This window comes from Exiguobacterium sp. s7 (assembly GCF_018618195.1).
In the GTDB taxonomy this organism is placed as follows: domain Bacteria; phylum Bacillota; class Bacilli; order Exiguobacteriales; family Exiguobacteriaceae; genus Exiguobacterium; species Exiguobacterium mexicanum_A.
In genome coordinates, this window is the sequence record NZ_JACSLO010000013.1 from 55,166 (window position 1) to 77,868 (window position 22,703).

26 protein-coding genes are annotated in these 22,703 nt (G+C 50.8%); 10 read left to right on the forward strand and 16 right to left on the reverse strand.

All coding sequences use genetic code 11. The features are described from left to right. Positions 1 to 12: 12 nt before the first annotated feature. The 8 genes from ftsX to cspD all read right to left on the reverse strand — a co-directional run bounded on the left by ftsX (position 13) and on the right by cspD (position 8,222). Positions 13 to 915, reverse strand: coding sequence for a permease-like cell division protein FtsX (gene ftsX / locus KNP79_RS13300; protein WP_034778552.1), 903 nt, complete (start codon positions 913 to 915; stop codon positions 13 to 15). Continuing rightward, on the reverse strand, positions 905 to 1,591 hold the full coding sequence (gene ftsE / locus KNP79_RS13305) for a cell division ATP-binding protein FtsE (RefSeq protein ID WP_214707244.1): 687 nt from the start codon (positions 1,589 to 1,591) through the stop codon (positions 905 to 907). Before ftsE ends, ftsX begins: the two co-directional genes overlap by 11 nt. 378 nt (positions 1,592 to 1,969) lie before the next feature. After that, on the reverse strand, positions 1,970 to 2,302 hold the full coding sequence (gene cccB / locus KNP79_RS13310) for a cytochrome c551 (protein ID WP_215192751.1): 333 nt from the start codon (positions 2,300 to 2,302) through the stop codon (positions 1,970 to 1,972). A 108-nt stretch (positions 2,303 to 2,410) separates the two neighbouring features. Beyond that, the gene (locus KNP79_RS13315; protein WP_215192753.1) at positions 2,411 to 3,268 is read right to left on the reverse strand and encodes a YitT family protein; all 858 of its coding nucleotides are present in this window, start codon (positions 3,266 to 3,268) and stop codon (positions 2,411 to 2,413) included. A gap of 61 nt (positions 3,269 to 3,329) precedes the next feature. Continuing rightward, the gene (gene prfB, locus KNP79_RS13320; protein WP_214753859.1) at positions 3,330 to 4,430 is read right to left on the reverse strand and encodes a peptide chain release factor 2; all 1,101 of its coding nucleotides are present in this window, start codon (positions 4,428 to 4,430) and stop codon (positions 3,330 to 3,332) included. Positions 4,431 to 4,484: 54 nt separating this feature from the next. After that, entirely contained in the window at positions 4,485 to 7,007 is a 2,523-nt protein-coding gene (gene secA / locus KNP79_RS13325) for a preprotein translocase subunit SecA (protein WP_215192756.1), read from the reverse strand. Positions 7,008 to 7,149: 142 nt separating this feature from the next. Then, positions 7,150 to 7,710, reverse strand: a complete 561-nt coding sequence (hpf, locus tag KNP79_RS13330) for a ribosome hibernation-promoting factor, HPF/YfiA family (RefSeq protein ID WP_021065412.1) — start codon at positions 7,708 to 7,710, stop codon at positions 7,150 to 7,152. 314 nt (positions 7,711 to 8,024) lie between these two features. Further along, positions 8,025 to 8,222, reverse strand: a complete 198-nt coding sequence (cspD, locus tag KNP79_RS13335; RefSeq protein ID WP_021065411.1) for a cold-shock protein CspD — start codon at positions 8,220 to 8,222, stop codon at positions 8,025 to 8,027. 273 nt (positions 8,223 to 8,495) lie between these two features. On the opposite strand from cspD, the gene KNP79_RS13340 reads away from it, so the two are divergent. The 8 genes from KNP79_RS13340 (at position 8,496) to KNP79_RS13375 (ending at position 14,151) form a co-directional block, all read left to right on the forward strand. Next, positions 8,496 to 8,990 carry a competence protein ComK gene (locus tag KNP79_RS13340; protein WP_138859057.1) on the forward strand — a complete coding sequence of 165 codons (495 nt, stop codon included), beginning with the start codon at positions 8,496 to 8,498 and terminating at the stop codon, positions 8,988 to 8,990. Positions 8,991 to 9,079: 89 nt separating this feature from the next. Next, positions 9,080 to 10,744 carry a hypothetical protein gene (locus KNP79_RS13345; protein WP_251132976.1) on the forward strand — a complete coding sequence of 555 codons (1,665 nt, stop codon included), beginning with the start codon at positions 9,080 to 9,082 and terminating at the stop codon, positions 10,742 to 10,744. A gap of 9 nt (positions 10,745 to 10,753) precedes the next feature. After that, on the forward strand, positions 10,754 to 11,044 hold the full coding sequence (locus KNP79_RS13350) for an EscU/YscU/HrcU family type III secretion system export apparatus switch protein (RefSeq protein ID WP_029595031.1): 291 nt from the start codon (positions 10,754 to 10,756) through the stop codon (positions 11,042 to 11,044). Beyond that, positions 11,041 to 11,421: a flagellar export chaperone FliS gene (locus tag KNP79_RS13355; RefSeq protein WP_034778573.1), complete on the forward strand. Its 381-nt coding sequence runs from the start codon at positions 11,041 to 11,043 to the stop codon at positions 11,419 to 11,421. The genes KNP79_RS13350 and KNP79_RS13355 overlap by 4 nt, the downstream gene beginning before the upstream one ends. Beyond that, positions 11,405 to 12,229, forward strand: coding sequence for a flagellin N-terminal helical domain-containing protein (locus KNP79_RS13360; protein WP_215192758.1), 825 nt, complete (start codon positions 11,405 to 11,407; stop codon positions 12,227 to 12,229). The genes KNP79_RS13355 and KNP79_RS13360 overlap by 17 nt, the downstream gene beginning before the upstream one ends. A 20-nt stretch (positions 12,230 to 12,249) precedes the next feature. After that, positions 12,250 to 12,693 carry a YaaR family protein gene (locus tag KNP79_RS13365; RefSeq protein WP_215192760.1) on the forward strand — a complete coding sequence of 148 codons (444 nt, stop codon included), beginning with the start codon at positions 12,250 to 12,252 and terminating at the stop codon, positions 12,691 to 12,693. A gap of 9 nt (positions 12,694 to 12,702) precedes the next feature. Continuing rightward, the gene (locus tag KNP79_RS13370) at positions 12,703 to 13,368 is read left to right on the forward strand and encodes a DUF2225 domain-containing protein (protein WP_215192762.1); all 666 of its coding nucleotides are present in this window, start codon (positions 12,703 to 12,705) and stop codon (positions 13,366 to 13,368) included. Between the two features lie 282 nt (positions 13,369 to 13,650). Beyond that, entirely contained in the window at positions 13,651 to 14,151 is a 501-nt protein-coding gene (locus tag KNP79_RS13375; RefSeq protein WP_215192764.1) for a DUF1572 family protein, read from the forward strand. A gap of 32 nt (positions 14,152 to 14,183) precedes the next feature. Here the strand turns inward: KNP79_RS13375 and KNP79_RS13380 are convergent, their stop codons facing one another. Together KNP79_RS13380 and KNP79_RS13385 are read right to left on the reverse strand one after the other, a co-directional pair. After that, the gene (locus KNP79_RS13380; RefSeq protein ID WP_215192766.1) at positions 14,184 to 14,813 is read right to left on the reverse strand and encodes a DUF4352 domain-containing protein; all 630 of its coding nucleotides are present in this window, start codon (positions 14,811 to 14,813) and stop codon (positions 14,184 to 14,186) included. Between the two features lie 148 nt (positions 14,814 to 14,961). After that, a complete protein-coding gene (locus KNP79_RS13385) occupies positions 14,962 to 15,147 on the reverse strand; it encodes a hypothetical protein (RefSeq protein WP_215192768.1) in 186 nt (61 codons plus the stop codon). Positions 15,148 to 15,307: 160 nt separating this feature from the next. Here KNP79_RS13385 and KNP79_RS13390 point away from each other — a divergent pair, with 160 nt between their 5' ends. Beyond that, positions 15,308 to 15,685, forward strand: coding sequence for a DUF3021 family protein (locus tag KNP79_RS13390; RefSeq protein ID WP_215192770.1), 378 nt, complete (start codon positions 15,308 to 15,310; stop codon positions 15,683 to 15,685). Positions 15,686 to 15,720: 35 nt separating this feature from the next. On the opposite strand, the gene KNP79_RS13395 is transcribed toward KNP79_RS13390, so the two are convergent. The 4 genes from KNP79_RS13395 to KNP79_RS13410 are packed head-to-tail and all read right to left on the reverse strand — an operon-like array spanning position 15,721 to position 18,524. Next, positions 15,721 to 16,074, reverse strand: a complete 354-nt coding sequence (locus KNP79_RS13395) for a flagellar protein FliT (RefSeq protein WP_029595022.1) — start codon at positions 16,072 to 16,074, stop codon at positions 15,721 to 15,723. Continuing rightward, entirely contained in the window at positions 16,071 to 16,445 is a 375-nt protein-coding gene (fliS, locus tag KNP79_RS13400; protein ID WP_214753877.1) for a flagellar export chaperone FliS, read from the reverse strand. The genes KNP79_RS13395 and fliS overlap by 4 nt, the downstream gene beginning before the upstream one ends. A gap of 12 nt (positions 16,446 to 16,457) precedes the next feature. Next, entirely contained in the window at positions 16,458 to 18,155 is a 1,698-nt protein-coding gene (gene fliD, locus KNP79_RS13405) for a flagellar filament capping protein FliD (RefSeq protein WP_215192772.1), read from the reverse strand. Between the two features lie 12 nt (positions 18,156 to 18,167). After that, complete coding sequence (locus KNP79_RS13410) at positions 18,168 to 18,524, reverse strand: flagellar protein FlaG (protein WP_215192773.1); 357 nt, start codon at positions 18,522 to 18,524, stop codon at positions 18,168 to 18,170. A 269-nt stretch (positions 18,525 to 18,793) separates the two neighbouring features. On the opposite strand from KNP79_RS13410, the gene KNP79_RS13415 reads away from it, so the two are divergent. Beyond that, on the forward strand, positions 18,794 to 19,669 hold the full coding sequence (locus tag KNP79_RS13415; protein ID WP_215192774.1) for an endonuclease: 876 nt from the start codon (positions 18,794 to 18,796) through the stop codon (positions 19,667 to 19,669). Between the two features lie 84 nt (positions 19,670 to 19,753). Here KNP79_RS13415 and KNP79_RS13420 read toward each other — a convergent pair whose 3' ends face one another. Further along, complete coding sequence (locus KNP79_RS13420) at positions 19,754 to 21,001, reverse strand: flagellin N-terminal helical domain-containing protein (RefSeq protein WP_215192775.1); 1,248 nt, start codon at positions 20,999 to 21,001, stop codon at positions 19,754 to 19,756. A gap of 313 nt (positions 21,002 to 21,314) precedes the next feature. Next, positions 21,315 to 22,547: a coiled-coil domain-containing protein gene (locus KNP79_RS13425; RefSeq protein ID WP_215192776.1), complete on the reverse strand. Its 1,233-nt coding sequence runs from the start codon at positions 22,545 to 22,547 to the stop codon at positions 21,315 to 21,317. Positions 22,548 to 22,703: the final 156 nt, after the last annotated feature.

Below are 22,703 nucleotides of genomic sequence, written 5' to 3' on the forward strand. Positions count from 1 at the left end.
ATTTAAATTAGATTAAACTTTCAAGAACCGACCGAGTGATGTCGTCGAGCCCCAGATCCCGATGAAAGCACCGAGCGCCAAGAGGACGAGCGACACTTGTGTCGTCAGTACCGATGGATCAATCAATTTAAATATATCACTATTCAGTTGATCTAGCGATGGTTGTAAAGCACTATATGCGACGTCATAACCGAAGTAGATGACGGCGATCGGGATGAGCGCGCCGAGCACACCGAGGAGAAGTCCTTCGATGAAGAACGGCCAGCGGATGAAGCTGTTTTTCGCCCCGACGAGGCGCATGATCTCAATCTCGCGACGGCGTGAGAAGATCGTCATCTTGATCGTGTTCGAGATGAGGAACATCGCCATGAGTGTGAGACCGACGATCAACACGAGTCCACCGATGCGAATCCCGTTGAAGAAGGCGAACATCTTGTCGATATAGTCCTGTCCATATGTGACCTTATCGACGTTGTCGAGTGATTGCACGGCGTCGGCGACCGTCTCCGTGTTGAGCGGGTCTGATGCCTTGACGATATAGCGGTCATGGAGCGGGTTGTCTTTCTCGACCGTTCCATAGGCGTTGGCGTCTTCCCCGAGCTGGTTACGGAAGTTTTCAAGTTCATCTTCTTTCGAGCTGAACGTGACCGACGCGACGCCAGGGATTTGTTCTAAGTTCTCCCCTAGCTTCTCGACTTTCGCTTCCTCCGCGGTCCGGGTGACGAAGACTTGGATTTCGACGTCGTTCTCGACGTTCTCCGAGATCTCATTGACGTTGAACATGACGAGGGCGAACACCCCGACGAGTAACAAGGTGATGGTGACGGCACTGACAGCCGCAAACGTCATCCACCCGTTGCGAAGTGTTCCCTTGAACCCTTCGCGCAGATGACGGATTCCACTTTTAAATATCATAGCCATATGCTCCTTTCTCTTCATCGCGGACGACTTTTCCGTTCTCGATCGCGATGACGCGATGACGGATCTTGTCGACGATATCACGGTTGTGCGTCGCCATGACGATCGTGGCCCCGCGACGGTGAATCTCTTCAAATACTTCCATGATGCCCCAAGCCGTGTCCGGGTCTAAGTTACCGGTCGGCTCGTCGGCGATGATGAGCTTAGGCTTATTGACGATGGCACGGGCGATCGACACACGTTGTTGCTCCCCACCCGACAGTTCGTCCGGATAGTTGCGCGCCTTGTGCTTCAGGCCGACGAGGTTCAACACGTCCATGACCTGTTTGCGCATCGTGCCCGTGTCGGCTTGAACGACCTCGAGTGCGAACGCGACGTTCTCATATACCGTCAAAGACGGCAACAACTTGTAGTCTTGGAAGATGACGCCGAGTTGACGGCGCAGTTTTGGGACGTGGCGGTTTTTCAGTTTGCCGACGTCAATCCCGTCAATCATGAGCTGACCGCTCGACGGTTTTTCCTCCCGATAAATCATTTTCATGAACGTCGATTTCCCGGCGCCGGATGGTCCGACGACGTATAGAAATTCGCCGTCTTCGATCTTCAAATCGAGGTCGTCGACTGCGACGACGCCGTTTGGATATACTTTGCTGACTTTTTGCATCGATATCATAACGTATTCCCTACCCTTTTTATATATTTTCCATGCATCTATGACGAATTCTGAATTGGTTTCATCGAATTGATTCGTTAAGTGAATATTTTCGCCTAGCCTCTGTTCTACACGATAATCAGATAACCTGTCAAGCGACCATATAACAGTCACCCCTATCCAATTCATCGCTGAGGCGATAGTTCAAGCGCCTACAATTATAACAATCGAACTTTTAAATAACCATTACAGGATTGTTTCAGTTGGATGGAGTTCGGTGGGAAATTGTCGAAATGAAGATGGGCTTCACGAGATCGACACAGACGGTGAAACGCACATTCAAAAAGGCACTCGCGGACGCGAATGCCTTAGTCAAATCACGAGTTTCCCGTGCCTTGATTATTTTTTCTCAGCGAGCCAAGCCGCGACCGCTGTGATTTCTTCGTCTTTCTCGATCACGTTCGCAGGCATGGCGCCTTTCCCGTTTTTGATAATTTCTTCGATTTCACTAGCCGACAGACGTGAACCGACGTCCGAAAGTTTCGGGCCGCTCATACCTTCTAAGTTCGCGCCATGACACGCCGCACAGTTTTGGGCGTAGACCGCTTCCGCGTCGACCGACGCCGTGTTCGCGCCGTCCCCGTTGCTCGTCGTCTCTTCTTCATCGCCACCGCCACACGCTCCGAGCGTGAGCATGGCGCCAAGTCCGATTGCCATCATCCATTTCTTCATAATCAGGTTCCCCTCCTAAGTTGTAGAAATAACCTACTTTTACCATTATAGCCGTTATGAACCGCTTTCTAACCTAATCTCATCAAAAATACACAAAGATTCCACAACTCAAGGCACGTTGATATAGCGTTTGTCGGACGTGAACCCTTGCCCCATCACCTCGTGCGCCTCGCTGAAGATGAGGAACGCGTCGGGATCGATGCGACGGATGATCTCTTTCAGACGACTCACCTCGTTTTGGCGGACGACGACAAGGAGCATTGGCCGCTCGAGACGCGAGTACGCCCCGATCGCTTGGATTTCCGTCGCGCCCCGGTCGAGCTCGTCGAAGACGGCGCGCGTGATGATGTCCCGCTTCTCCGAGATGACGTATGCCATCTTGTCCTGCGTGAAGCCGAGCTGGACGAAGTCGATCATCTTGATCGTGATGAACAGCGCGATGAGTGCGTACAGCCCCGTCGTGAACGAGAACGTGACCGCAGCGACGAGGACGACCACCCCATCGAGGATGGCGATACAGAGATAGAGCGGGATGTGGGTGAACTTATGTAGGATCTGCGCGAGCAAATCCATTCCCCCGGTCGAGGCCCGTCCCCGGAAGATGAGCCCGAGACCGATCCCGACGCCGGCCCCGCCGAAGATGGCTGCGAGCAGCGTGTCATTGACGGCCGCCCCCGCGTCGATCGCTTCATAAAACAAGATCACGCCCGGCAAAAAGATTGACCCGACGAGCGACTTGACGCCGAAGCCGAGCCCGAGAATCATCCAGCCGACGAGGAGGAGCAACACGTTCGACACGAGCTGGAACGCCCCTGGCGAGATGTTGAACAGCTCGTACGTGATGATCGAGATCCCGCTGACGCCGCCCGAGGCGAGGTTGTTCGGCAATAGGAACAAGCTGAACGCCGAGGCGACGAAGACGGACCCGGTCAGTAAATAGATATAGTCTTTGACGATTTGCTTCATTAAAGGTTTTCTCCTCTACATACAATGTGGCCCAAAGACGTCAGTCCTTGAGCCACTTGCATCACATATTTGTCTTGCGGAGGTAAGCGTCGACGAAGCCCATGATGTCCCCATCCATGACGCCGCCCGTGTTCCCGACCTCATAGCTCGTGCGGTGGTCTTTGACCATCGCGTACGGGTGGAAGACGTACGAGCGGATTTGGCTGCCCCAGCCGATGTCTGTTTTCTCGCCGCGGATCTCATCGAGCTTGCGTTGCTGCTCGTCGAGTTCGCGTTGATACAGCTTCGCTTTAAGCATCTTCATCGCCGCTTCGCGGTTCTTGATTTGCGAACGTTCAGCCTGACACGAGACGACGACACCCGTCGGCACGTGTGTGATCCGGACGGCCGAATCGGTCGTGTTGATGTGCTGACCGCCGGCACCCGACGCGCGGTACGTGTCGATGCGGAGGTCTTCCGTCTTCACTTCGATCTCAATGTCGTCATTGAACTCCGGCATGACATCGCACGAGACGAACGATGTATGACGGCGGCCTGACGAGTCGAACGGCGAGATGCGGACCAATCGGTGAATCCCTTTCTCCGCTTTCAAATAGCCGTAGGCGTTATGCCCGACGATACGGAGCGTGACCGACTTGACGCCGGCCTCTTCGCCCGCAAGGTAGTCGACCGTCTCGACTTTCCAGCCTTGCTTGTCAGCGAAACGTTGATACATGCGCAGAAGCATCGATGCCCAGTCTTGCGACTCGGTACCGCCCGCCCCCGGGTGCAACTCGAGGATGGCGTTGTTCGCGTCATACGGTCCGTTCAAGAGGATCTCAAGTTCGAACGCGTCGAAATCGGCCTTGAGCGCCGTCACCATTTCTGCGAGTTCTTCTTGCATCTCAGCGTCCGGCTCTTCTTTGATGAGTTCAAGCGTGACTTCGCCGTCCTCATGGCCGTCCGCAAGCTGTTGATACTTGTCGACCATCGCTTTGAGCGCGTTCGACTCGTCGATGACTTTTTGCGCCTTCTCTTGGCTGTCCCAGAAGTCCGGGTACGTCATCTCGTTCTCAAGCTCGGCGATGCGGGCCTGCTTCTCTGTCAGGTTGAGCGATTGGCGATAATTCTCGAGGCGTTTCGCCATCGCCTCGAGTTCGTTGCGAATATCTGAAATTTCCATAGTGTAGGTCACCTTTCCGTAGGAAAGAGGCGAGCGGGCTCGCCTCTTTCAAAATTAAGCCTGTTGTTTGCCGTGGCAGTTTTTGAACTTCTTGCCTGAACCACACCAGCACGGGTCGTTGCGCCCGAGCCGTTGGTCTTCAGAGCGACGGACCGGCTTTTTCTTCACCGGCGTGTCGTCCTTGCCAGACACCGCCACTTCCTCCTCGACGACTTTCTCGCGTCGGAGGTTGTCGCCGACTTCGGCACGGAGCACGAAGCCGGTCACTTCTTCGGAGATGGCCGCGTTCATCGCATCGAACATGTTGATGCCTTCCGCCTGATACTCACGGAGCGGGTCGTTCTGCCCGTAAGCGCGCAAGTGAATCCCTTGACGAAGCTGGTCCATATGGTCGATGTGCGCCATCCAGTGCGAATCGACGGCACGGAGAACGATGATCTTCTCGAACTCGTTGAAGCGTTCCGGCGGCGCGAGTTGGCGTTTCGCCTCATACTGCGCGTTCGTGCGTTCGCTCAACAGCTCGATGATCTCTTCGCGCTCTTTGCCGAAGAAGTCCTTGCCTTCGACCGGTTGCTCGAGGGCGAGCGTCTGGTTGGCCCAGTGCGCGAGTTCCTCGATGTTCCACTCTTCCGGCACGAGTTCGAGCGGCGTATATTGCGCCACGCCCGTCTCGACCGTCTCTTGAATCATCGAACGGACGATGTCCGTGACCGATTCGTTCTCGAGGATGCTGGCCCGGTCTTTGTACATGACTTTCCGTTGGTCGGCCATGACGTTATCGTAGCCGAGGAGCTGCTTCCGTGCGTCATAGTTGTTGCCTTCCACACGTTTTTGGGCCGACTCGACCGCTTTCGAGACCATGCGGCTCTCGATCGGTTGCGTGTCGTCCATGCCGAGGCGCTCCATCATGTTCTGGAGGCTGTCAGTACCGAAGCGGCGCATAAGCTCGTCTTCGAGTGACAAGTAGAACTGGGATTTACCCGGGTCCCCTTGTCGTCCGGCCCGTCCACGGAGCTGGTTGTCGATCCGGCGCGATTCGTGGCGCTCGGTCCCGACGATGTATAATCCGCCGAGCTCGATCACGCCTTCGCCGAGCTTGATGTCGGTACCGCGTCCGGCCATGTTCGTCGCGATCGTGACCGAACCTTTTTGTCCGGCGTTCTCGACGATTTCGGCCTCACGCGCGTGGTTCTTCGCGTTCAACACTTCATGTTTGACCTTCTTCTTCGAGAGGAGCTTGCTCAAATACTCCGACGTCTCGACGGCGACCGTCCCGACAAGGACCGGTTGTCCCGTCGCGTGGGCTGCCATGATCTCGTCGACGACGGCTTTGAACTTGCCTTCCATCGATTTGAAAATGAGGTCCGAACGGTCTTCCCGAAGGATCGGTTTGTTCGTCGGGATCGTCACGACCTGCATGTTGTAGATGTTACGGAACTCTTCTTCCTCCGTCTTCGCCGTCCCGGTCATCCCGGCCAGCTTCTCATACATGCGGAAGTAGTTTTGATACGTGATCGTCGCGAGCGTCATCGATTCGCGTTGAATCTCGACGCCTTCTTTCGCCTCGATCGCCTGGTGCAACCCTTCCGAGTAGCGGCGTCCGTCCATGACCCGACCCGTGAACTGGTCGATGATCATGACTTGGCCGTCGCGGACCATATAGTCGACGTCATGATGCATGACGGCGTTGGCACGAAGGGCGAGTCCGACGTGGTGGTTGACCGAGACGTGCTCGATCGCGAACAAGTTGTCGATGCCGAAGAACTTCTCGGCGAGGTCGACCCCTTTGTCCGTCAAGAGGACCGATTTCGTCTTCACGTCGACCGTGTAGTCGTCCTCAATCTTGAGCGTCCGCACGAACGCGTCGGCCCGTGTATAGAGTTCTGTCGATTTTTGAGCCGAGCCCGAGATGATGAGCGGGGTCCGCGCCTCATCGACGAGAATCGAGTCGACTTCATCGACGATCGTGAAGTAGAGCTCGCGTTGGACACGGTCTTCTTTATAAAGGACCATGTTGTCACGCAAATAATCGAAACCGAGCTCGTTGTTCGTCGAGTACGTGATGTCACAGTTGTATGCCGCCTGCTTCTCGACGCGGTCCATGTTCGACACGTTGAGGCCGACCGAGAGACCGAGCGCGAAGTAGAGCGGTTCCATGAGTTCTTTGTCACGGCGGGCCAAGTATTCGTTGACCGTCACGACGTGGACGCCGCGGCCCGTGAGCGCGTTCAAGTACACCGGGAGGGTCGCGACGAGCGTCTTCCCTTCCCCGGTCTTCATCTCGGCGATGTCGCCGTTATGGAGCACGTAGCCCCCGATGAGCTGGACACGGTAGTGGCGCATGCCGAGCACGCGCTCGGACGCCTCGCGGCAGACCGCGAACGCTTCTGGCAAAATATCGTCAAGCGTCTCGCCCTTGTCCAAACGCTCCCGGAACTCAATCGACTTCGCCTGAAGTGCTTCATCAGACAATGCCTTGATCGGTTCGGCGAACGACTCGACGAGGTCGGCCGCTTTTTCTGCTTTTTTCAATACTCGTTTCTGTGGAGCAAATAAATCTTTCAAAAAGTTCGCCATACGCTTTATCTCCTCTGCATTCACTGAAAAAATGCATGTTTTTTCCCTAATGTACAGTTTAACCGAAGTGACCCTTGCTTTCAAGGAAAGGCAAAAGGAAACGGCCCTCCGAGTCGGAGGGCCGTGTGGTTTCAAGGTTGAATTATTCAGGTTCGATCAAGCCGTATTTGCCATCTTTACGACGGTAGACGACGTTCGTGTTGCCCGTCTCTGCGTCTGAGAAGACGAAGAAGCTGTGACCGAGCATGTCCATCTGAAGAATCGCTTCTTCCGTGTCCATCGGTTTGAGCGTGAAACGCTTCGTCCGCACGAGTTCGAGTTCTGCCTCGTCCTCGTCATAGACGACCACGTCTTCGGGACCTTCGAGTGATTTGAAGTACTCGCCGATACCGCCATCTTTGGCACGCGATTTACGGTTGAGTTTCGTTTTGTGTTTACGGATTTGACGTTCCAATTTGTCGACGACGAGGTCGATTGCCGCGTACATGTCGAGGTTGGTCTCCTCAGCACGGAGCAACAAGTTCGGCATCGGGATCGTCACTTCCACTTTTTGTTTCTCATTGTACACTTTCAAGTTGACGTAAGCCGTCTGTGCATCCGTAGGAGTTGTGAAATACCGAGTCAATTTGTCCAGCTTTTTCTCGACATAGTCTTGGATGGCTGGTGTGACTTCAATGTTTTCGCCGCGAATGTTATAAATCATCTGAACTCCTCCTTAAAATAACCGCTTGACCCAATGATTCGTCAGATTGGACCGAATCTCCTGCTTCATTTCTGAAAAGAAAGTGGAACCAGGTGGCTCATATATAGTATACCCCGAATCCGAATCGTTTGAAAACGTTATCATCAGAAAATAATGACAATTTTGTTCCGACAGGTCCGTCTTCCACGTGAATCGGTGGTATAGAAACAAACTACCCGTTCTGTCCGTTCTTAAACGCGATTTTGATTGGGAAGGACATTATGTGAGAAAAACAAAAAAGTCGGCCCCGTTAGGAGCCGACTCGTGGTTCGAAATTATAATTTTGTAACGTTAGCCGCTTGTGGGCCACGCTCGCCATCAACGATTTCAAACTCTACCTCTTGACCTTCGTCAAGTGATTTGTAGCCGTCAGTTTGGATTGCTGAGAAGTGTACGAATACGTCTTTGCCGCCTTCTACTTCGATGAATCCAAAACCTTTTTCTGAGTTAAACCATTTTACTTTACCTACCATGTGTAAATCCATTCCTTTCACCATTGAAGAATACAGAGGCTTTCCCTCTATCGGTAATCTTACCACCTTCTTGCAGGCGTGACAAACACTTTCTCAAATTTTTGCAAACGAATTCGCGTTTGGCTTACATTGGAATTATATTTCCCTACTTTTCATATCGCCTTATTGAATTTACATATTTTGTGATATATCATGGAAGGGATGATTTAGGTTTGTGTTCCATCTGTTATGGCCGAGCCTGAAAATCCAATACGAAAAGGATGGTGCAGCTGTATGCGCCCCTACCATTCCGAGGAGAAATACCGGATCACGAAACGGACGGTGGCGATTTTGCCATGTCGAGACATGACGATGCAATCGCGGATCATTCTCGAGGACGGATCTGAGATCATGACGCCGCTCCGGCCCTACCAGCTGTTGCAGCTCTCGTGCCGCCAGTACAGCAGTTCGATCGAGGAACGCATCTTCGTCGCCAAGCGCGTCGCCGGTGTCAAAGGCAAAGTGCCTGTCGTCATCGAACCGACGTCCGGGCTCGTCTTCTTCCCGACGAAGTCCCCGAAGCGCCCTGATTGCGAATGGTACGCCTGGTCCCACATCCGTGACATCTCGAGTGACTCGCTAGAGCCGAACGGCTCGGTCGTCACCCAGGACGGTCACCGGATTCAAACGAATGCGACCGCGTACGTCCTCCGCAACCAGCTGAAAGCGACGGGCGAACTCGTCGCCCGGTTTCAACAATTGAACCAGAACGCCTTGCTCGAATCCTGACCCTTCCGTCGTCCGACGGGAGGTTTTTTTCTGTCGGTTTCGCTTCACTTTTTGAAAAAGAGGTCGATATATTGGTCGAGGTGACAACTATGCAAATCCAAGCCCCATTGACCGCGGCCGTCGCGGTCACGGCCGGTATCCAAACGAACCGGGTCTATAAGGCCGAACTCGTCAAACAGACCGGACCCGACTCCGGCATCGTTAAAATCAACGGCGAGCACGTCGAGGTCACGTTCGAAGGCGGGCTCCCGAAGACGAATCCGTTCCAATTGACGCTCGCCGAACAAGACGGCCAGCTGATCGGGACGATCGTCGTCAAGCCTGAGCCGGAGACTCCGGACATGCCGAGCAGTCAACCGGTGAAACTCGATACAAAAATCCAAGCGTTGCTCGCGTCGCTACCGCCCGAGGTGCGGAGCGCCGTCAGCCGCCTGCTCCAATCAGGACGGTTACCGATGAACGAGGACACGGTGCGACTGCTCGAAACCGTCTTTAAAGGTGACCTGCGCGATGCGGTCCTTTGGCTAAAGACGATCGAGGCACCGACGCTCCCGCGTGACGTCGCCCGCGACATCGCCGTCGCGTCATTAGATGAAGCGAGACAACTGGTGACTCGTCCGGCACCCGACGCCCCCTACCCGCAGAAAGAACGCTTCATCGAGCACGTCAACTTGTCGCGTCCCGTCAGCGAACGTTTGACGCCGACACCGGAGACGGTCGACCGACTCATCAATGAATTGCCGGAGCCGCGCCCGACGCGAATCGAGCCGCGCGAGGCGTTACCGCCCGTCCTCGGACGACCGGTGCTCGTCAAAGAAGTGACGACACATCTCGCGACCGTGACGAACACGTTCCGAAACGAGCAAGTGACGGTCACGAAACAGCTCGGCCAAGTCGCCGCCCTCGTCGAGACGAACCCGCATCAGGCGCGCCCCGCGCTCGAGACGGTGTCGACACGGCTGACGCAACTCATCCAAAAGACGGACGCCTTGCTACATACGAGCGCGACCCAAGAGAAGGCGCTCGTCGCGATGACGGCGAAGCTCGATGTCGCCCTCGGGCTGCTGTCGACGAAACCTGCCGAGAGTGCCGCACTCATTAAAGAAGTGCGCGCCAGCTTGAACGAGTTCCGCTACGTGCCGAACCATGTCCGGCTCGAATACATCCCGCACCAGGCGACCCGCGCCGGCGAACTGCCGCGCGTCACGCCGTTCAAGGTCGACCCGAACCTATCGGGCCGCGTCATCCAAGAGACGGCGCAGCGCGTCCAAGCGTCGACATTGTCATTGAAAGCTGACGCGGCGACACCTGAAGCGCAGCGGCTCGCCTCGTTCTTCCAAGTCCAACAGACACTGAACCGGCTCGACGGCGGGCAGCTCCAGCAGCTCATCCTCGCCTTGCCGGCGAAAGTCCAAGAGATCGACACCGGTATCCACGTCCATATCCAAAACCGTGAGGCCGGGGACGTCGTCGACTGGGAGAACAGCGTGCTCTATATCCGACTTGAGACACCACGTCTCGGAGAGATCGGCGTCAAACTCGAGGCGATCGACCGGAATCTGCGACTCACGCTCGAACACGATGACCCTGTCGTCGAGACGCTCGCCAAGCCGCTTCTCGGCAAAATCGAGACGACGCTCGAAGCGATCGGTTACCGGAGCGTGACCACCCAGTTCCGCCCATTGACGAAGACGGACCGACCGGAGATCGAGCGTCCGACGCTCGAGACGACCGGCTATGATTTCCGCATCTAGGAGGCTGTTATGTATCAACGTATGGATTTGACGAAACGCAAGACGGCCGCCGTCGTCCGCTATGACGAGACGATCGACCGGGCCCCGGTCATCGTCGCCCGTGGAACAGGCGCCGTCGCCGATAAAATTTTAGATGAGGCAAGATCGCGCGGCGTCGCCATCGAGCACGACCACTCGCTCCTTGGTCACCTGCTCGACCTTGACCTCGGGGATGCGATTCCCCCTCAGCTGTATGACGTCATGGCCGAAGTGCTATTACTGATCGAAGAACTCGATACCATCAAAGGAGACCCATCATGAATTCGAACCGACTATACGAAATGAGCCCGCAAGAGCTGACCCAAGCGATGCTCCACGCGCTCGTCTACCACTATGAACAAGCCAGGACGGCGACGATCGCCGAACGCAACCGCCACTTGCGTCAAGCACGCGAACTGCTCGCGAAGCTCCACCAAGGACTTCACGACGGCGGCGGCATCATCTCGGCCCAACTTGACGAGCTTTACCTCTATATGGCGAAATCGAGCCTCGAGGCATTGATCGAACAAGACATGGACAAGATCGAGGAGCTTCACGGCCTCGCAAGTGAGCTCGACAAGACGTGGGGCGAGGCGATTGAGAACGCCCGACTTCAACCCGTACCTTCAGGAGGAAACCGTTATGAAAATTACCAATAACGTGCAAGCGCTCAAAGCCTACTCGTCGCTCACGGTCAACCAGGCGACGATGAAAAAGACGATGGACCGCCTCTCGAGCGGCGTCCGCATCAACAAGGCGTCCGACGACGCGGCCGGGCTCGCCATCTCCGAGAAGATGCGCATCCGTCTCGACTCGCTGTCGATGGCCGAACGCAACACCCTCGACGGCATCTCGCTCACACAGACGCTTGAAGGTGGGATGAGCGAGACGCACGCCCTCCTGCAACGGATGCGCGAGCTGTCGGTCCAAGCGTCGAACGGGACGCTGAGCGGTGATGACGCCAAGGCGATCCAAGACGAGATCACGGCGCTCACGGCTGAAGTGACCCGGATCGCCGAGACGACCGAGTTCAACTCGAAGAAAATTATGAACGGGGACTATATCGCCGGCAATGAGACGCTCTTCTTCCAACTCGGGGCCGGTAGCGGCGAAGGCGTCGTCTTGAACATCGACGACATGCGCGCCGGTGCCCTCGGGATTGAGGGACTGGATGTGACGACGCAAGGTGGCGCCAATGACGCCATCGCCAAGTTCGACACCGCCATTCAAAAGGTCTCGCTCGAACGTTCGAAACTCGGCGCCATCCAGAACCGGCTCGAGGCGAACGTGAGCGTCGTCACGATCGGGTCTGAGAACTTGACGGCTTCCGAGTCACGCATACGCGACGCCGACATGGCGCGCGAGATGATGGACTTCGCCCGTCTCAACATCTTGAATCAATCCGGTATGGCGATGATCGCCCAATCGAACGCATTGCCGCAAGGCGTGCTACAATTGTTGAACTAACTTAAGGAAGGACGGATTCTATGGACATTCGTCGCATCATGGAGACGCAGTCGCTTCACGGCGCCGGTAAGGCGAAACGCTCCGAGGCTGAGCCTGGCGTCTCGTTCCAGAACGTCATCGGTCAAAAACGTGAGGACCGCGAGCACGAGCGTTTCCAGCGCCAAATCGCGGCCATCCACGAGAAAGGCGAGCTTCTCGCCGAGAGCCAGACGGTCGAGTCGCTCGCTGAATATAAACAGCTCATTAAAGACTTTATGAAAGACGCCGTCGACGCGGCGCTCCGCCTCGAGGACAAACGCGGCTTCAACCGCCGCGGCCGGGCCAAGATTTACAAGATCGTCGAACAGGTTGACCAAAAGCTACTCGCGTTGACGGATCAAGTCATCTCGGGTGAGGCGTCCCGTTTGTCGCTCCTCGACCAAGTCGGTGAGATTCGCGGACTGCTCGTCAACGTATACGTGTGAGGTGAGATGATGGCAGAACATATCTTTTCGAAAAAAGTGAAATGTCCGTATTGCTTGAAACAGAGTGAGACGCCACGTGTCTTGTCGCGCCACATCCGGCCACAGGAAGTCGCGAAGGACGGATACACGACGTACGACGGTGCCAACCCGTACTTTTATGAGCCGACCGTCTGCAGTCATTGTCATCTCGTCTTTCACGACTCATTCGACAAGATGCGGAAGACGAATCGCGAGGCGCTCGAATCGGGCTACTTCGACCGCGTCAACGCCGAGGCGCTCACGGGCGACCGCTCGGCCGAGCACGTCATCCGGCTCTACAAGTTCGCCGTCGTGACAGCTCAACTGAGTGGACAAAAGCCGTCCGTCGTCGCCATGCTCGGCATGCGGCTCGTCTGGATGTACCGCCTGACGGGCGACGAGGCGTCCGAGAAGGAATGGATGAAGCGGACGCTCGACAAGTACAACGAGGTGCAGGAGGCGTACACGGACCAAGTCCGGACCGGCCTCCCGTACGACCAGCTCATGCTGCGGATCGCCGACTTGTCGGCCGCGCTCGGTCTATATGAGGATGCAAGGCGTTGGTACGGCATCTTGCTCGGCAGCAAGGAAGTGTCGGAGCGGATCCGTACCCAGGCCCGGTCACACTGGGAAGACTTTAGAATCGAACATGCCTAAAAGGGAGAGCCGCGGCTCTCCCTTTTCGCATACAAAAAAAACCGCGCTCATCCACTCACGGACAAACGCGGTCGGTTCTCTTCACGGATGAACCCCCAAACCGAAAGGAGATAGACGCGACATGAATCATGTCAAAACCTAAACTGGGCATCCAAGAACCGATCGCGCGGTGGCGTCTTGCACGGTACATTCTCATTATAATTCGGATTTCGCTATTTTACTATTATTTTTATCACGTTCAGATTAGGGTATGGTTAGTAGGAATCCAAAGGAGGTCATTCCATGTTTGAAGCCCGCTATATCGAAACGGTACGCTCGATTTTCAAGGAACAGAAACAGCTCGCCGAAGACGCGTTGAAGCAAGTGAACGACGAGGACATGCATCGCGTGCTCGCGAAAGACACGCTCTCGCTCACGGTCATCGTGCAGCACATCTCGAACAACATGAAGTCCCGCTGGACCGACTTTTTGACGACGGACGGCGAGAAGACGGACCGGAACCGCGACGCCGAGTTCGAGGACCAACAACAGTCACGCGACGAACTGATGGCGACGTGGGACAAACGTTGGCAACTGTTGGACGACGTCTTGGCGAGCCTCACGCCGGAAGACCTCGGCAATACCGTCTTCATCCGCGGCGAAGAGAAGACGGTCATCTGGGCGATTGAGAAGCAAGTGTCGCACTACAGCTATCACGTCGGACAAATCGTCTTTCTCGCGAAAGTATTCGCTGGCGAGAACTGGAACGTGTTGACGATTCCGTTGCCGCATCAACGACAATAGGAGAACGCGCATCGCGAAGATGCGCGTTCTCTTTATTTGGTGATGTCGATCGTGTATTCGTAACGAGATTCTCCAATCGACTCATAGTTCGCGTCCGACGGTCCATCGATGACGACTTTCACGTCCGCTAACTCTTCCGGCATCGCTTTGACGAAGAAGAGGACGTTCCCTTCCTTCTTCACTTTCCCGAGGAACTCGCCGCCGACATCATCTGAGAACCACAAGTCAGCCGACACTTGTTCGCCCGTGTTGGTCACGAGCGTCGCTTGGTTTGGATGAAAACTGATGGTGTCGTCAATCGTATTTTCGACAATGACATTCATCGCGACGACTGTCACTTCTTCTTGTCCGTCAAACGAGTCTCGGTACGCCTCGTTGACCGTGAGTCGGGACGTCTGCACTTTATCGATGGCGAAGTTGACAGAGCCAATCGTCTCTTTGATGTCGAGCTCCTTGTTCTTCATGAAGATTTGGTTTGAACCAAGTTCACTCTCCTGCACTTCTGCTTCTTCTTTTGTGTCTGCCGCTGGTTCTTCCTTCTTCTCTGCCTCTACAACTTCCTCCGTATCGGTCGCTGTCGTCTTCAGTTCATCGGCCTCTCCGCAGCCTACAAGCAGTGTTAAAGGTAAAGCTAGGATCAATCCATATCGTTTCATGTTCATCTTATTTCTCTCCTTTTTCATGTGAGTGGTGGTTGATAAGATGAGCATACTGGATTGTCTAGCCCGCCCGTTGTAAAAAAACGTATAGGGTTATTATCCTAAATAAATAAAAGTCAAGGTCATTGAAACGACCTTGACTTTGACTGATTTATCCTCTTGATTTGAGCTCTTCTTCTTCATACGGATCCGGACCCTCTTCGAGTGGCGCATCGTCTTCGACATACGCCTCGATTTTCGGGTCACGTTCCACATATTCATCGTACGCCCCTTCTGGACCGTAGACGAAGTAACGACGGTTTTTCGCTGACTCAGGTTTCACTTTTTTCTCACTCATCTCGTTTCCCTCCCCTTTCCAGAAAAGAAGCAACGGTTACAGTGGTATTTACCCGATTTTAAACGAAAACAGACGTCTTTGCATCTCTATCAAATAGAATGAAACTTTTTCGGAGTTGAGTCGTAAATAATGATAACGAATAGATGAGGAGACGAGATGGATGAGTTTATTTAAAACAGGATTCGTTCGCGGTGTGAAGTGGTTCGCGCTATTCGGGTTGCTGGCGACGTATCAGTGGTGGAACGGAAATATGGAAGGTGTACATAATATGCTCGTCTATGGTGGGATGGCGTTCTTCCTTGGTCTGACGAGTGTCATCTATGAAGTTCGACAGTGGTCGTTCTGGAAACAGATTCTGATTCATTGGGCCACGATGCATGTGACGATTCTGCCGCTCGTCGTATTCAGTGGTTTTCTGCCGGTGTCGTCACTTCAAGACGCCCTGATGGTTTACTTGAAGTTTAATGTGAGCGGGCTGGTTTTGTTCACGCTATCCAGAATGCTTTTGAAAGTGCGACAAGAAATCAAAACCTCATAAATAAAAACAGCTCGAAGGCGCACCTTCGAGCTGTTTCATGTCTGTTGATCGAATAATCCCGAGAAGTTCGAATCGACGTCCTCATATGGGTCGACGTACGACTTGACTGTCTTCCGTTCCTGTCGCGCCGTCCCGAGTGTCATCCCGAGCCGTTGATGCTCGGCCTCGATTAAGCGGGCAATCTGCTGGCTGTCGTCGACGAGTTGACGAATCACCGTCTGGTCAGCGTCCTTCAAATCCGGTCCGTGCGCCGCAAGCAATTGTTCGCGGTCGTCGAGCAACTCATGGATTTGGTCCATCCATGTGTCGTATGTCGGCTCTTCCGGCACTTTCGCCAGTAAATCTTTTAATCGCTGTGTTTTGAAGATAATCTCATCAATTGGTCTCATGCTTGCTTCGCGAGTTTCATCGCTTCCTTCCACGTGTCGCGGAGCTCTGTCGTAAAGTCGAGCACTTCGTCGAGGATGGTCGTGTCGTTTTTGACGTTCGCATCGACGAGGCGACGCCACATGTATTCGTACAGCGAGTCCAAGTTCGCCGAGATGGCAACATCCTTATTCAACGTTAAGCGCATCTCTTGAAAGATAGCTTGTGTCTTTTGAATGTTCGTATTTTTTAAATCCGGGTTTCCTTGCTCGATGGCGAGTTTGGCGAGACGCATGAACTTGAGCGCCCCGTCATACAGCATGAGCGTCAGTTCTTGTGGGTTTGCGGTCGTGACCGCGTTGTTTTGGTATGCTGCATATGGATTGGCTACCATCTTAGTTCCTCCTTACATTCCTCCGCCTAAAAACTGTTGCAGTGAGGCGGCTTGCGAGTTCGCCTGGTTCATCGCCGTCTCCATTGCTGCGAAGCGACGGTAGTAGGCGTTTTCTTTATTTACAAGTAAGTCGTTCAAGCGCTGAATGCGCGTATCGATTTGCGCCATCTCTCGCCCCATCGAATAGGTCGGTGCACCAGATCCGTCCGCCCCAGCAATCCGGGTGATCGTCGCTCTGGAATCAGCTGCTGCATCACGGATTTGTGGAAGCAGTCCACTTTCTGCATTCGTGAACAGTTGATACACCTGTTCTGGATCTTTCTCGATGGCGGCTTTGAGTTTCTCTTCATTCAACTCAATTTTTCCACCGTTCGTGAAGTCAGCCCCGGTCGCAAGACCAATTTGGAACAACTGTTGCATTGTATCATCGTTCGTTGAAGCTGATGTACTCGACCACTTGCCACGCATCGTATCCATCGCACTGCGGACAATCGTATCACCACGGAGCATCCCGCTCATCGCTTTTTCTTCCCACTTCTTGATTTCATCTTCAGACAATTCATCACGTTGCGCCTGTGTGAGCGGAGTAAATGAACGGAAACGGTCTTCTTTGACTTTCTTGTTCATCAAATCAATCGTCTCATTATATTTATCGACAAACCCTTTGATGTTATCAAACACTTTTTGGGTGTCAGTTGCGGCTGATAGCGTGACAGGTGTTGGGTTACTTACTTCCTTAAACTCAGCTTTCAAAGTGATGGTCATGTTGTCAAACGTGACAGTATTCGAAGAACGAGTCACATCAATCCCGTTGATTTTAAATTTAGCATCTACACCAATTGGAGCGTCGCTTAGCCCGAGAGCGATTCGCGATTCTGCATCAAAATCGATTGTCGCGGCTTGCCCTGTCTCTTTCGTCGAAATTGAAATTTTTCCAGTTGACGGTTCAAAAAATGCTGATAAACCGGTATCCTTACCGTTCAATTGACTGATTAAGTCTTGAACAGTCGCATCCGCACCCAGTTCAATTTTTTGATGTGGTCCTGTCGCAGACGACTTAAACCCTAGTTCATATCCTGTACCGCTCGTGTACTCCGCAACGACACCTTTCGGAATGACGCTTTCTGGATACTTCGTCAATTCATTTGCTGTTAGTTTTCCAGTGACGGCATCATACGTGAAATCATCATTGATTAACGTGTTGCCATCCTTATCTTTTAAGACGACGGTTGAAAAATCTAATCCTTTAGCCAATATCATTTCTTTACCATCAGCATCTTGATGGACACGCTTTTGTCCGGCGACTAATCCTTTGAGATCTGAGATTTTCGTAGTGGCTGTAATCTGCTGGTCCACCTTGGTGAGTGGTTCAACTACAGTTGAAGCAGCAGTAGCCAAATTTTCCACGGATTCAATCTTGATTGCCGTGTTCCCGCTCGATGGTCCAGCCACTACGGAGACACGCGACTCATCAGAAGAGCTAGATGTCTTCGCATAGAAATTTCGGCTGAACATGAGATCGACCGCACTGTTTCTTAGCGTCATGAGCGAGCGATTGATTTCACGATAAGCGTCTCGTTTCCATTCAGTCGTTTGTTTCTTTTGTTCAAGCTTGTCGACCGGTACTCGTTCCACTTGCATCAACTGCTTAATAATTGTATCGGTATCAATCCCACTGGCGAGTCCGCCGAATCGGATAGGTGTTGTCATGATGGACCTCCTTTATACACGTTCATCGAAGAGCTGATTGAATTCCATAAACGCAGCGAAAAAGTCGAGGGACTTCTTGCTTGGGATTTCACGAATGACTTCGTTGTTCGTGTCCACAATTTGAATATAATAGTCGTTCAATTTTTCATGTTTCATAAACTTAAGACCAGTACGTTGTTGTTCTAATACACGGTTTGCCTTCTCGACGGCAGCCTCTAACTTTGTCACGTGTTGAGGTGTCGGGAGAATAACGATACCTTCGTCAGCGAGCGCTTTTTGATTCGCTTCGACGAACACGTTTTTTGTTTGTTCATAGGGCAAGACAGAAGAAGGTAAGTGAAGCCTGACTTCAGAGATAATTGGATTCATAAGCTTCTGCTCCTCATTTTCATTGTTCTCACATACTATATCGGTTCACCACACTTCATTTTTCAGTTTTATTGAGATGTAAAAGCATTGCAGTAATATAAGTGAATGTTTAAACGTTATGTTTTAACCAAACTCTTTTTTCAAATTCTTAAACTAAAAATCCTTTTCATCCCTATCCTTTTTCTACAATGGTATTCCGACTATCAAAATTAAAATCGGGAACTAATAATATAGAGTACTAATTTTTAGAGATTCGAGGAGGGTGCATGATGGAATGGGACGAATTGACCGTGTTTGAGAAAAGTTTATTGTTAGGAACATTACTAGGAGATGGAACCATTACACGAACAAATTCAAAAGTCGCTCCGAAGAATGGACTGCAGTACCGCGAACATTTTTCAGTCAAGCAAATGGAGTATCGTGAGTGGAAACTAAAGAGCGCCCCTCGTGTCTTTGAGGGGATTAAAGTCAGAAAGACAGGAACAAGTGCAGAACTCTATTCAAGAAAGGATCAGCTATTTACTTGGTTACGAGACCAATGTTATGACGATCGAAAAAAACAGATTCCGGTACATTTATTAGAAGAATGTGTTCATCCCGTTTTTTTACTAGCTCTGTATTTGGATGATGGAAGTCTGTCATTGACAAAATCTACACGCTCCAAATTGAATCAGATGATCATAACTCCACATATCTATCTTTATCTCCAAGCCTTTTATCCTGAGGAACTTGAACTGTTAAGTTCATTCATAGAGCGAACGTTCCATCATCATTTCGTATTGAGTCGACGTTCTGATGGTCACTTCTATACACTTCGTATTCAAAAAACAGAAGAATCGATTCGTTTCTTAAATGAGTTCTCTCCTTATGCTTATGCCATTCCATCCATGCGCAAAAAGCTCGATTGGGACTATCGATTAAAGATTGAACGAGAGAAACATCCCGATATGACTGTCATTTCCTCAAAAGCAAAAAATGACTATACAACAGATGAGATTGAGTTTATCATTCGAGCAAAACAGAATGGAATGACGGACGCTGCGATTGCCCAGCAGCTAGACCGTACCTACTGGTCTGTTGTTTACAAATGGCAAGATATTAAAAAGAATTATTTGAAAGAAGACATAGCCGTTTATCTATATTAAAAAATGTCCGTCTCTCATTTTTTGAGGGACGGACATTTTTACAGCCTGATTCTAGTGAATGTTGGTTAAGAAATAGAGTAAATCTTAACGGAGAAGTTGAAGAACCGCTTGCGGCTGCTGGTTTGCTTGACTAAGCATTGCTTGTGAAGCTTGGTTAAGGATGTTGTTCTTCGTGAAGTTCATCATCTCTTTTGCCATGTCAACATCGCGAATACGTGACTCAGCAGCTTGAAGGTTTTCTCCAGAAGTGCTCAAGTTGTTAATCGTATGCTCAAGACGGTTTTGCGAAGCACCTAATTTAGAGCGCTCTGCAGATACTTTTTCAATCGCATCTTGAAGAACAGTTACAGCATTACCAGCATTTTCTGCTGTTGAAACATCAAGAGCATTTTCAACGCTCGAGTTGTTAGTTCCGTCTGTAACGTTTGCGACTCCAGAGAATCCAGCTCCAGTTCCAGTGATCCCGAGTGCAGCTGCACGCATGTCTGTGAACGAGACCGTCATTGTTTGGTTTTCGTTCGCACCAATCTGGAGTTTAAGTTCAGAACTTGCTGCAGTTGCAGGTGTCGTAGGTGCGACAGCAGCAGTGAGTGCTGTTGAGAACTCAGCCGTGGCACCGCCTGTTGCTGAAGAAACATCAACACCAGAAACGTCAATTGTTAAACCGTCAACCGTAACTGTCGATCCAGTAATAGCATTGTTTGTTGTTCCGCCATCAGTACTGTATGTCCAAGTTCCCGCATCAACATCATGAGAAACTGACAAAGTAACATCTGCAGCTCCAGTGTAAGTTCCTTCAACTGTAACGTCGCCAGTTGTTCCAGCAACTGTATCGACAGTTAAGTTAGTTGGGGTTGCAAAAGTAGATGCAGCAACTCCACCAACAGCTGCAGTTCCAGGCACTTGTACACCAGATGTAGCATTAAGAAGTTTTTGGTTGTTAAATTCAGTTGTGTTACCAACGCGGTTGATTTCAGAAGTCAACGAGTTGATTTCTTTTTGAATTTCGCCACGGTCAGTTGTTGTGTTTGTATCGTTACCTGCTTGAACAGCAAGTTCACGCATACGTTGAAGGATTGAGTGTGTTTCATTCAGAGCACCTTCAGCTGTCTGAATCATCGAAATCCCATCTTGTGCGTTACGTGAAGCTTGGTCCAAACCACGAATTTGACCGCGCATTTTTTCAGAGATTGCAAGACCAGCAGCATCGTCGCCAGCACGGTTAATGCGAAGACCTGAAGACAATTTCTCCATTGCCTTTCCAGTGTTAGCCGTGTTGAATGACATGTTACGGTGTGCGTTCATTGCATTTAAGTTATTGTTAATAATCATTGTAATTTCCCTCCATAGGTTTGAGTTTTTCCGCTCTTCCAAATCCATTTGTCCGAGCATACAAGGTTTAGGCCGGCCCCTCACCTTGTATTAGTTGGAACGTTTTATCGTTTCCATACTCTATATCGGAATGATAGGGGCAATGTTTAGTGATGTCTCAATTTTTTTATTGTTTTTTTAACCAGTCGATTACACGATCTTGACTAAGCTTGCTTCCACCGTCCTTGATTCGGCTAATTCGTTCCACGACACATCCCGAACCTTCATTTCGGACGTAAATTCGCCCAGGCAATCCAATATTAGTACCCCATTCTCACTCGTAATAGTGATGCTCTTTAGTTCTAACGATATTTCGACGATACTTCGGTTTTCCCATTCGATATGAAATTTCCATTTCGATCAATCCTACTTCTAAGCTCATTCTTTCGCTCGGGTCTTTCAATTGTCTGTAGTCCTTGTAAAAAGTAGGAGAAAGTTTTACATATTGAAATACTTTATCGAATCCTCGCTCCATCCTTTGCTCTAAATCCATTTTCTTTTTTAATTCACTTGTCGTTGTTTCCCGTTCAAAAAATACTTCGGTTCGTTGTGCAATTAAATTTTCGTACTCGATTTGTAATCGCTCACGCTCATTCCACTCTTCATTCAACCAGTTTTCAAGTTCATGCATTTCGGCTCTCTGGCTAGTTACGATTTCCCTTTCATTCTCTAACTGAGAGATGTACGCATTCATCTCATCTTTGTACTTCGTTAATAGACCGTATAGTTGTTCACGCTCCGAAATGACTTTCTCGTATTCAAGTTTCATATGTTTAATATCACTGAGATACTCGGTGGCACGCGCTTTTTCTTGTTCTAATAATTCCTCAAATTCACGATTTTTATTATTCTCTTGATACATTTCACGGTCGATTTCTTCTGTCCGTTCTGTCACTTGAAACAGTTGATCGGTCAACGTTTTAATAAGATGTTCGTAGTGTCGAACCGTGCTTTCACTTGCAGCTTCTTCAAGCTTCGCTTTATAGGTTTGAAGCAATTTAGTCGTTCGTTGGTGTTCTTTTTGAACTTTTAGTCGTTCTTCTTGAAGTTCTTTTAACATCATTTTAGATTGGTTCAAACGATATTGAGTTTCGCTAATGATTTTCTCTGATTGACTTAGCGTTTCCTCAAGATTTTGTACCTTGATATTCTTTTCATCTAATTGTTTTTGCTGTGCCTGAACGTGACGCAACAACTTGCTTACTATCTCATTTTTCTCTTTCAAAGAATTCGAAAGATCATTCATTCGTTGCTGATTTTTGCTAGAGTCTTTCTCTTTCAATTTTTGTTGCAAAGATTGAATTGTTTTTTGATTCAACTCTTCTTTCTTTTTCAAAGACTCTAACAGACGATTCTGTTTATCTATCGTTTGACTTTGTTCAATCCACTTGTCTTTTAGCTTCGTCCCTTTTTCATCCAAGTGATCAATCCATTTGTCTATAAACTGAGATGTTTCTTTAGAGTATTTTTCTATTCTTTCTTTCCATACGTCGATAGATTCATTCAAGTTATATCCCTCATTCTTTTTTATCTAATTACATTTCTAATTCTATTCTATACCAACAAATATCAAATGGCTCATCACCATAAGGTGTGGTTGACGCATAAAATCCATCAGATTTTGAATTGAACATAGAAAAAAAGCGAAAACCCCGGTATCGTA

Coding starts and splice junctions, on each gene's coding strand:
- KNP79_RS13395 (WP_029595022.1), bottom strand. CDS start 16,074: ATGAGACCAATTGATGAGATTATCTTCAAAACACAGCGATTAAAAGAT.
- KNP79_RS13420 (WP_215192775.1), bottom strand. CDS start 21,001: ATGATTATTAACAATAACTTAAATGCAATGAACGCACACCGTAACATG.
- cspD (WP_021065411.1), bottom strand. CDS start 8,222: ATGGTAGGTAAAGTAAAATGGTTTAACTCAGAAAAAGGTTTTGGATTC.
- KNP79_RS13355 (WP_034778573.1), top strand. CDS start 11,041: ATGAATTCGAACCGACTATACGAAATGAGCCCGCAAGAGCTGACCCAA.
- KNP79_RS13380 (WP_215192766.1), bottom strand. CDS start 14,813: ATGAACATGAAACGATATGGATTGATCCTAGCTTTACCTTTAACACTG.
- KNP79_RS13350 (WP_029595031.1), top strand. CDS start 10,754: ATGTATCAACGTATGGATTTGACGAAACGCAAGACGGCCGCCGTCGTC.
- ftsE (WP_214707244.1), bottom strand. CDS start 1,591: ATGATATCGATGCAAAAAGTCAGCAAAGTATATCCAAACGGCGTCGTC.
- KNP79_RS13365 (WP_215192760.1), top strand. CDS start 12,250: ATGGACATTCGTCGCATCATGGAGACGCAGTCGCTTCACGGCGCCGGT.
- hpf (WP_021065412.1), bottom strand. CDS start 7,710: ATGATTTATAACATTCGCGGCGAAAACATTGAAGTCACACCAGCCATC.
- KNP79_RS13410 (WP_215192773.1), bottom strand. CDS start 18,524: ATGAATCCAATTATCTCTGAAGTCAGGCTTCACTTACCTTCTTCTGTC.
- KNP79_RS13390 (WP_215192770.1), top strand. CDS start 15,308: ATGAGTTTATTTAAAACAGGATTCGTTCGCGGTGTGAAGTGGTTCGCG.
- KNP79_RS13315 (WP_215192753.1), bottom strand. CDS start 3,268: ATGAAGCAAATCGTCAAAGACTATATCTATTTACTGACCGGGTCCGTC.
- fliS (WP_214753877.1), bottom strand. CDS start 16,445: ATGGTAGCCAATCCATATGCAGCATACCAAAACAACGCGGTCACGACC.
- KNP79_RS13340 (WP_138859057.1), top strand. CDS start 8,496: ATGCGCCCCTACCATTCCGAGGAGAAATACCGGATCACGAAACGGACG.
- ftsX (WP_034778552.1), bottom strand. CDS start 915: ATGATATTTAAAAGTGGAATCCGTCATCTGCGCGAAGGGTTCAAGGGA.
- KNP79_RS13415 (WP_215192774.1), top strand. CDS start 18,794: ATGGAATGGGACGAATTGACCGTGTTTGAGAAAAGTTTATTGTTAGGA.
- secA (WP_215192756.1), bottom strand. CDS start 7,007: ATGGCGAACTTTTTGAAAGATTTATTTGCTCCACAGAAACGAGTATTG.
- KNP79_RS13375 (WP_215192764.1), top strand. CDS start 13,651: ATGTTTGAAGCCCGCTATATCGAAACGGTACGCTCGATTTTCAAGGAA.
- prfB (WP_214753859.1), bottom strand. CDS start 4,430: ATGGAAATTTCAGATATTCGCAACGAACTCGAGGCGATGGCGAAACGC.
- cccB (WP_215192751.1), bottom strand. CDS start 2,302: ATGAAGAAATGGATGATGGCAATCGGACTTGGCGCCATGCTCACGCTC.
- KNP79_RS13370 (WP_215192762.1), top strand. CDS start 12,703: ATGGCAGAACATATCTTTTCGAAAAAAGTGAAATGTCCGTATTGCTTG.
- KNP79_RS13345 (WP_251132976.1), top strand. CDS start 9,080: ATGCAAATCCAAGCCCCATTGACCGCGGCCGTCGCGGTCACGGCCGGT.
- fliD (WP_215192772.1), bottom strand. CDS start 18,155: ATGACAACACCTATCCGATTCGGCGGACTCGCCAGTGGGATTGATACC.
- KNP79_RS13360 (WP_215192758.1), top strand. CDS start 11,405: ATGAAAATTACCAATAACGTGCAAGCGCTCAAAGCCTACTCGTCGCTC.
- KNP79_RS13385 (WP_215192768.1), bottom strand. CDS start 15,147: ATGAGTGAGAAAAAAGTGAAACCTGAGTCAGCGAAAAACCGTCGTTAC.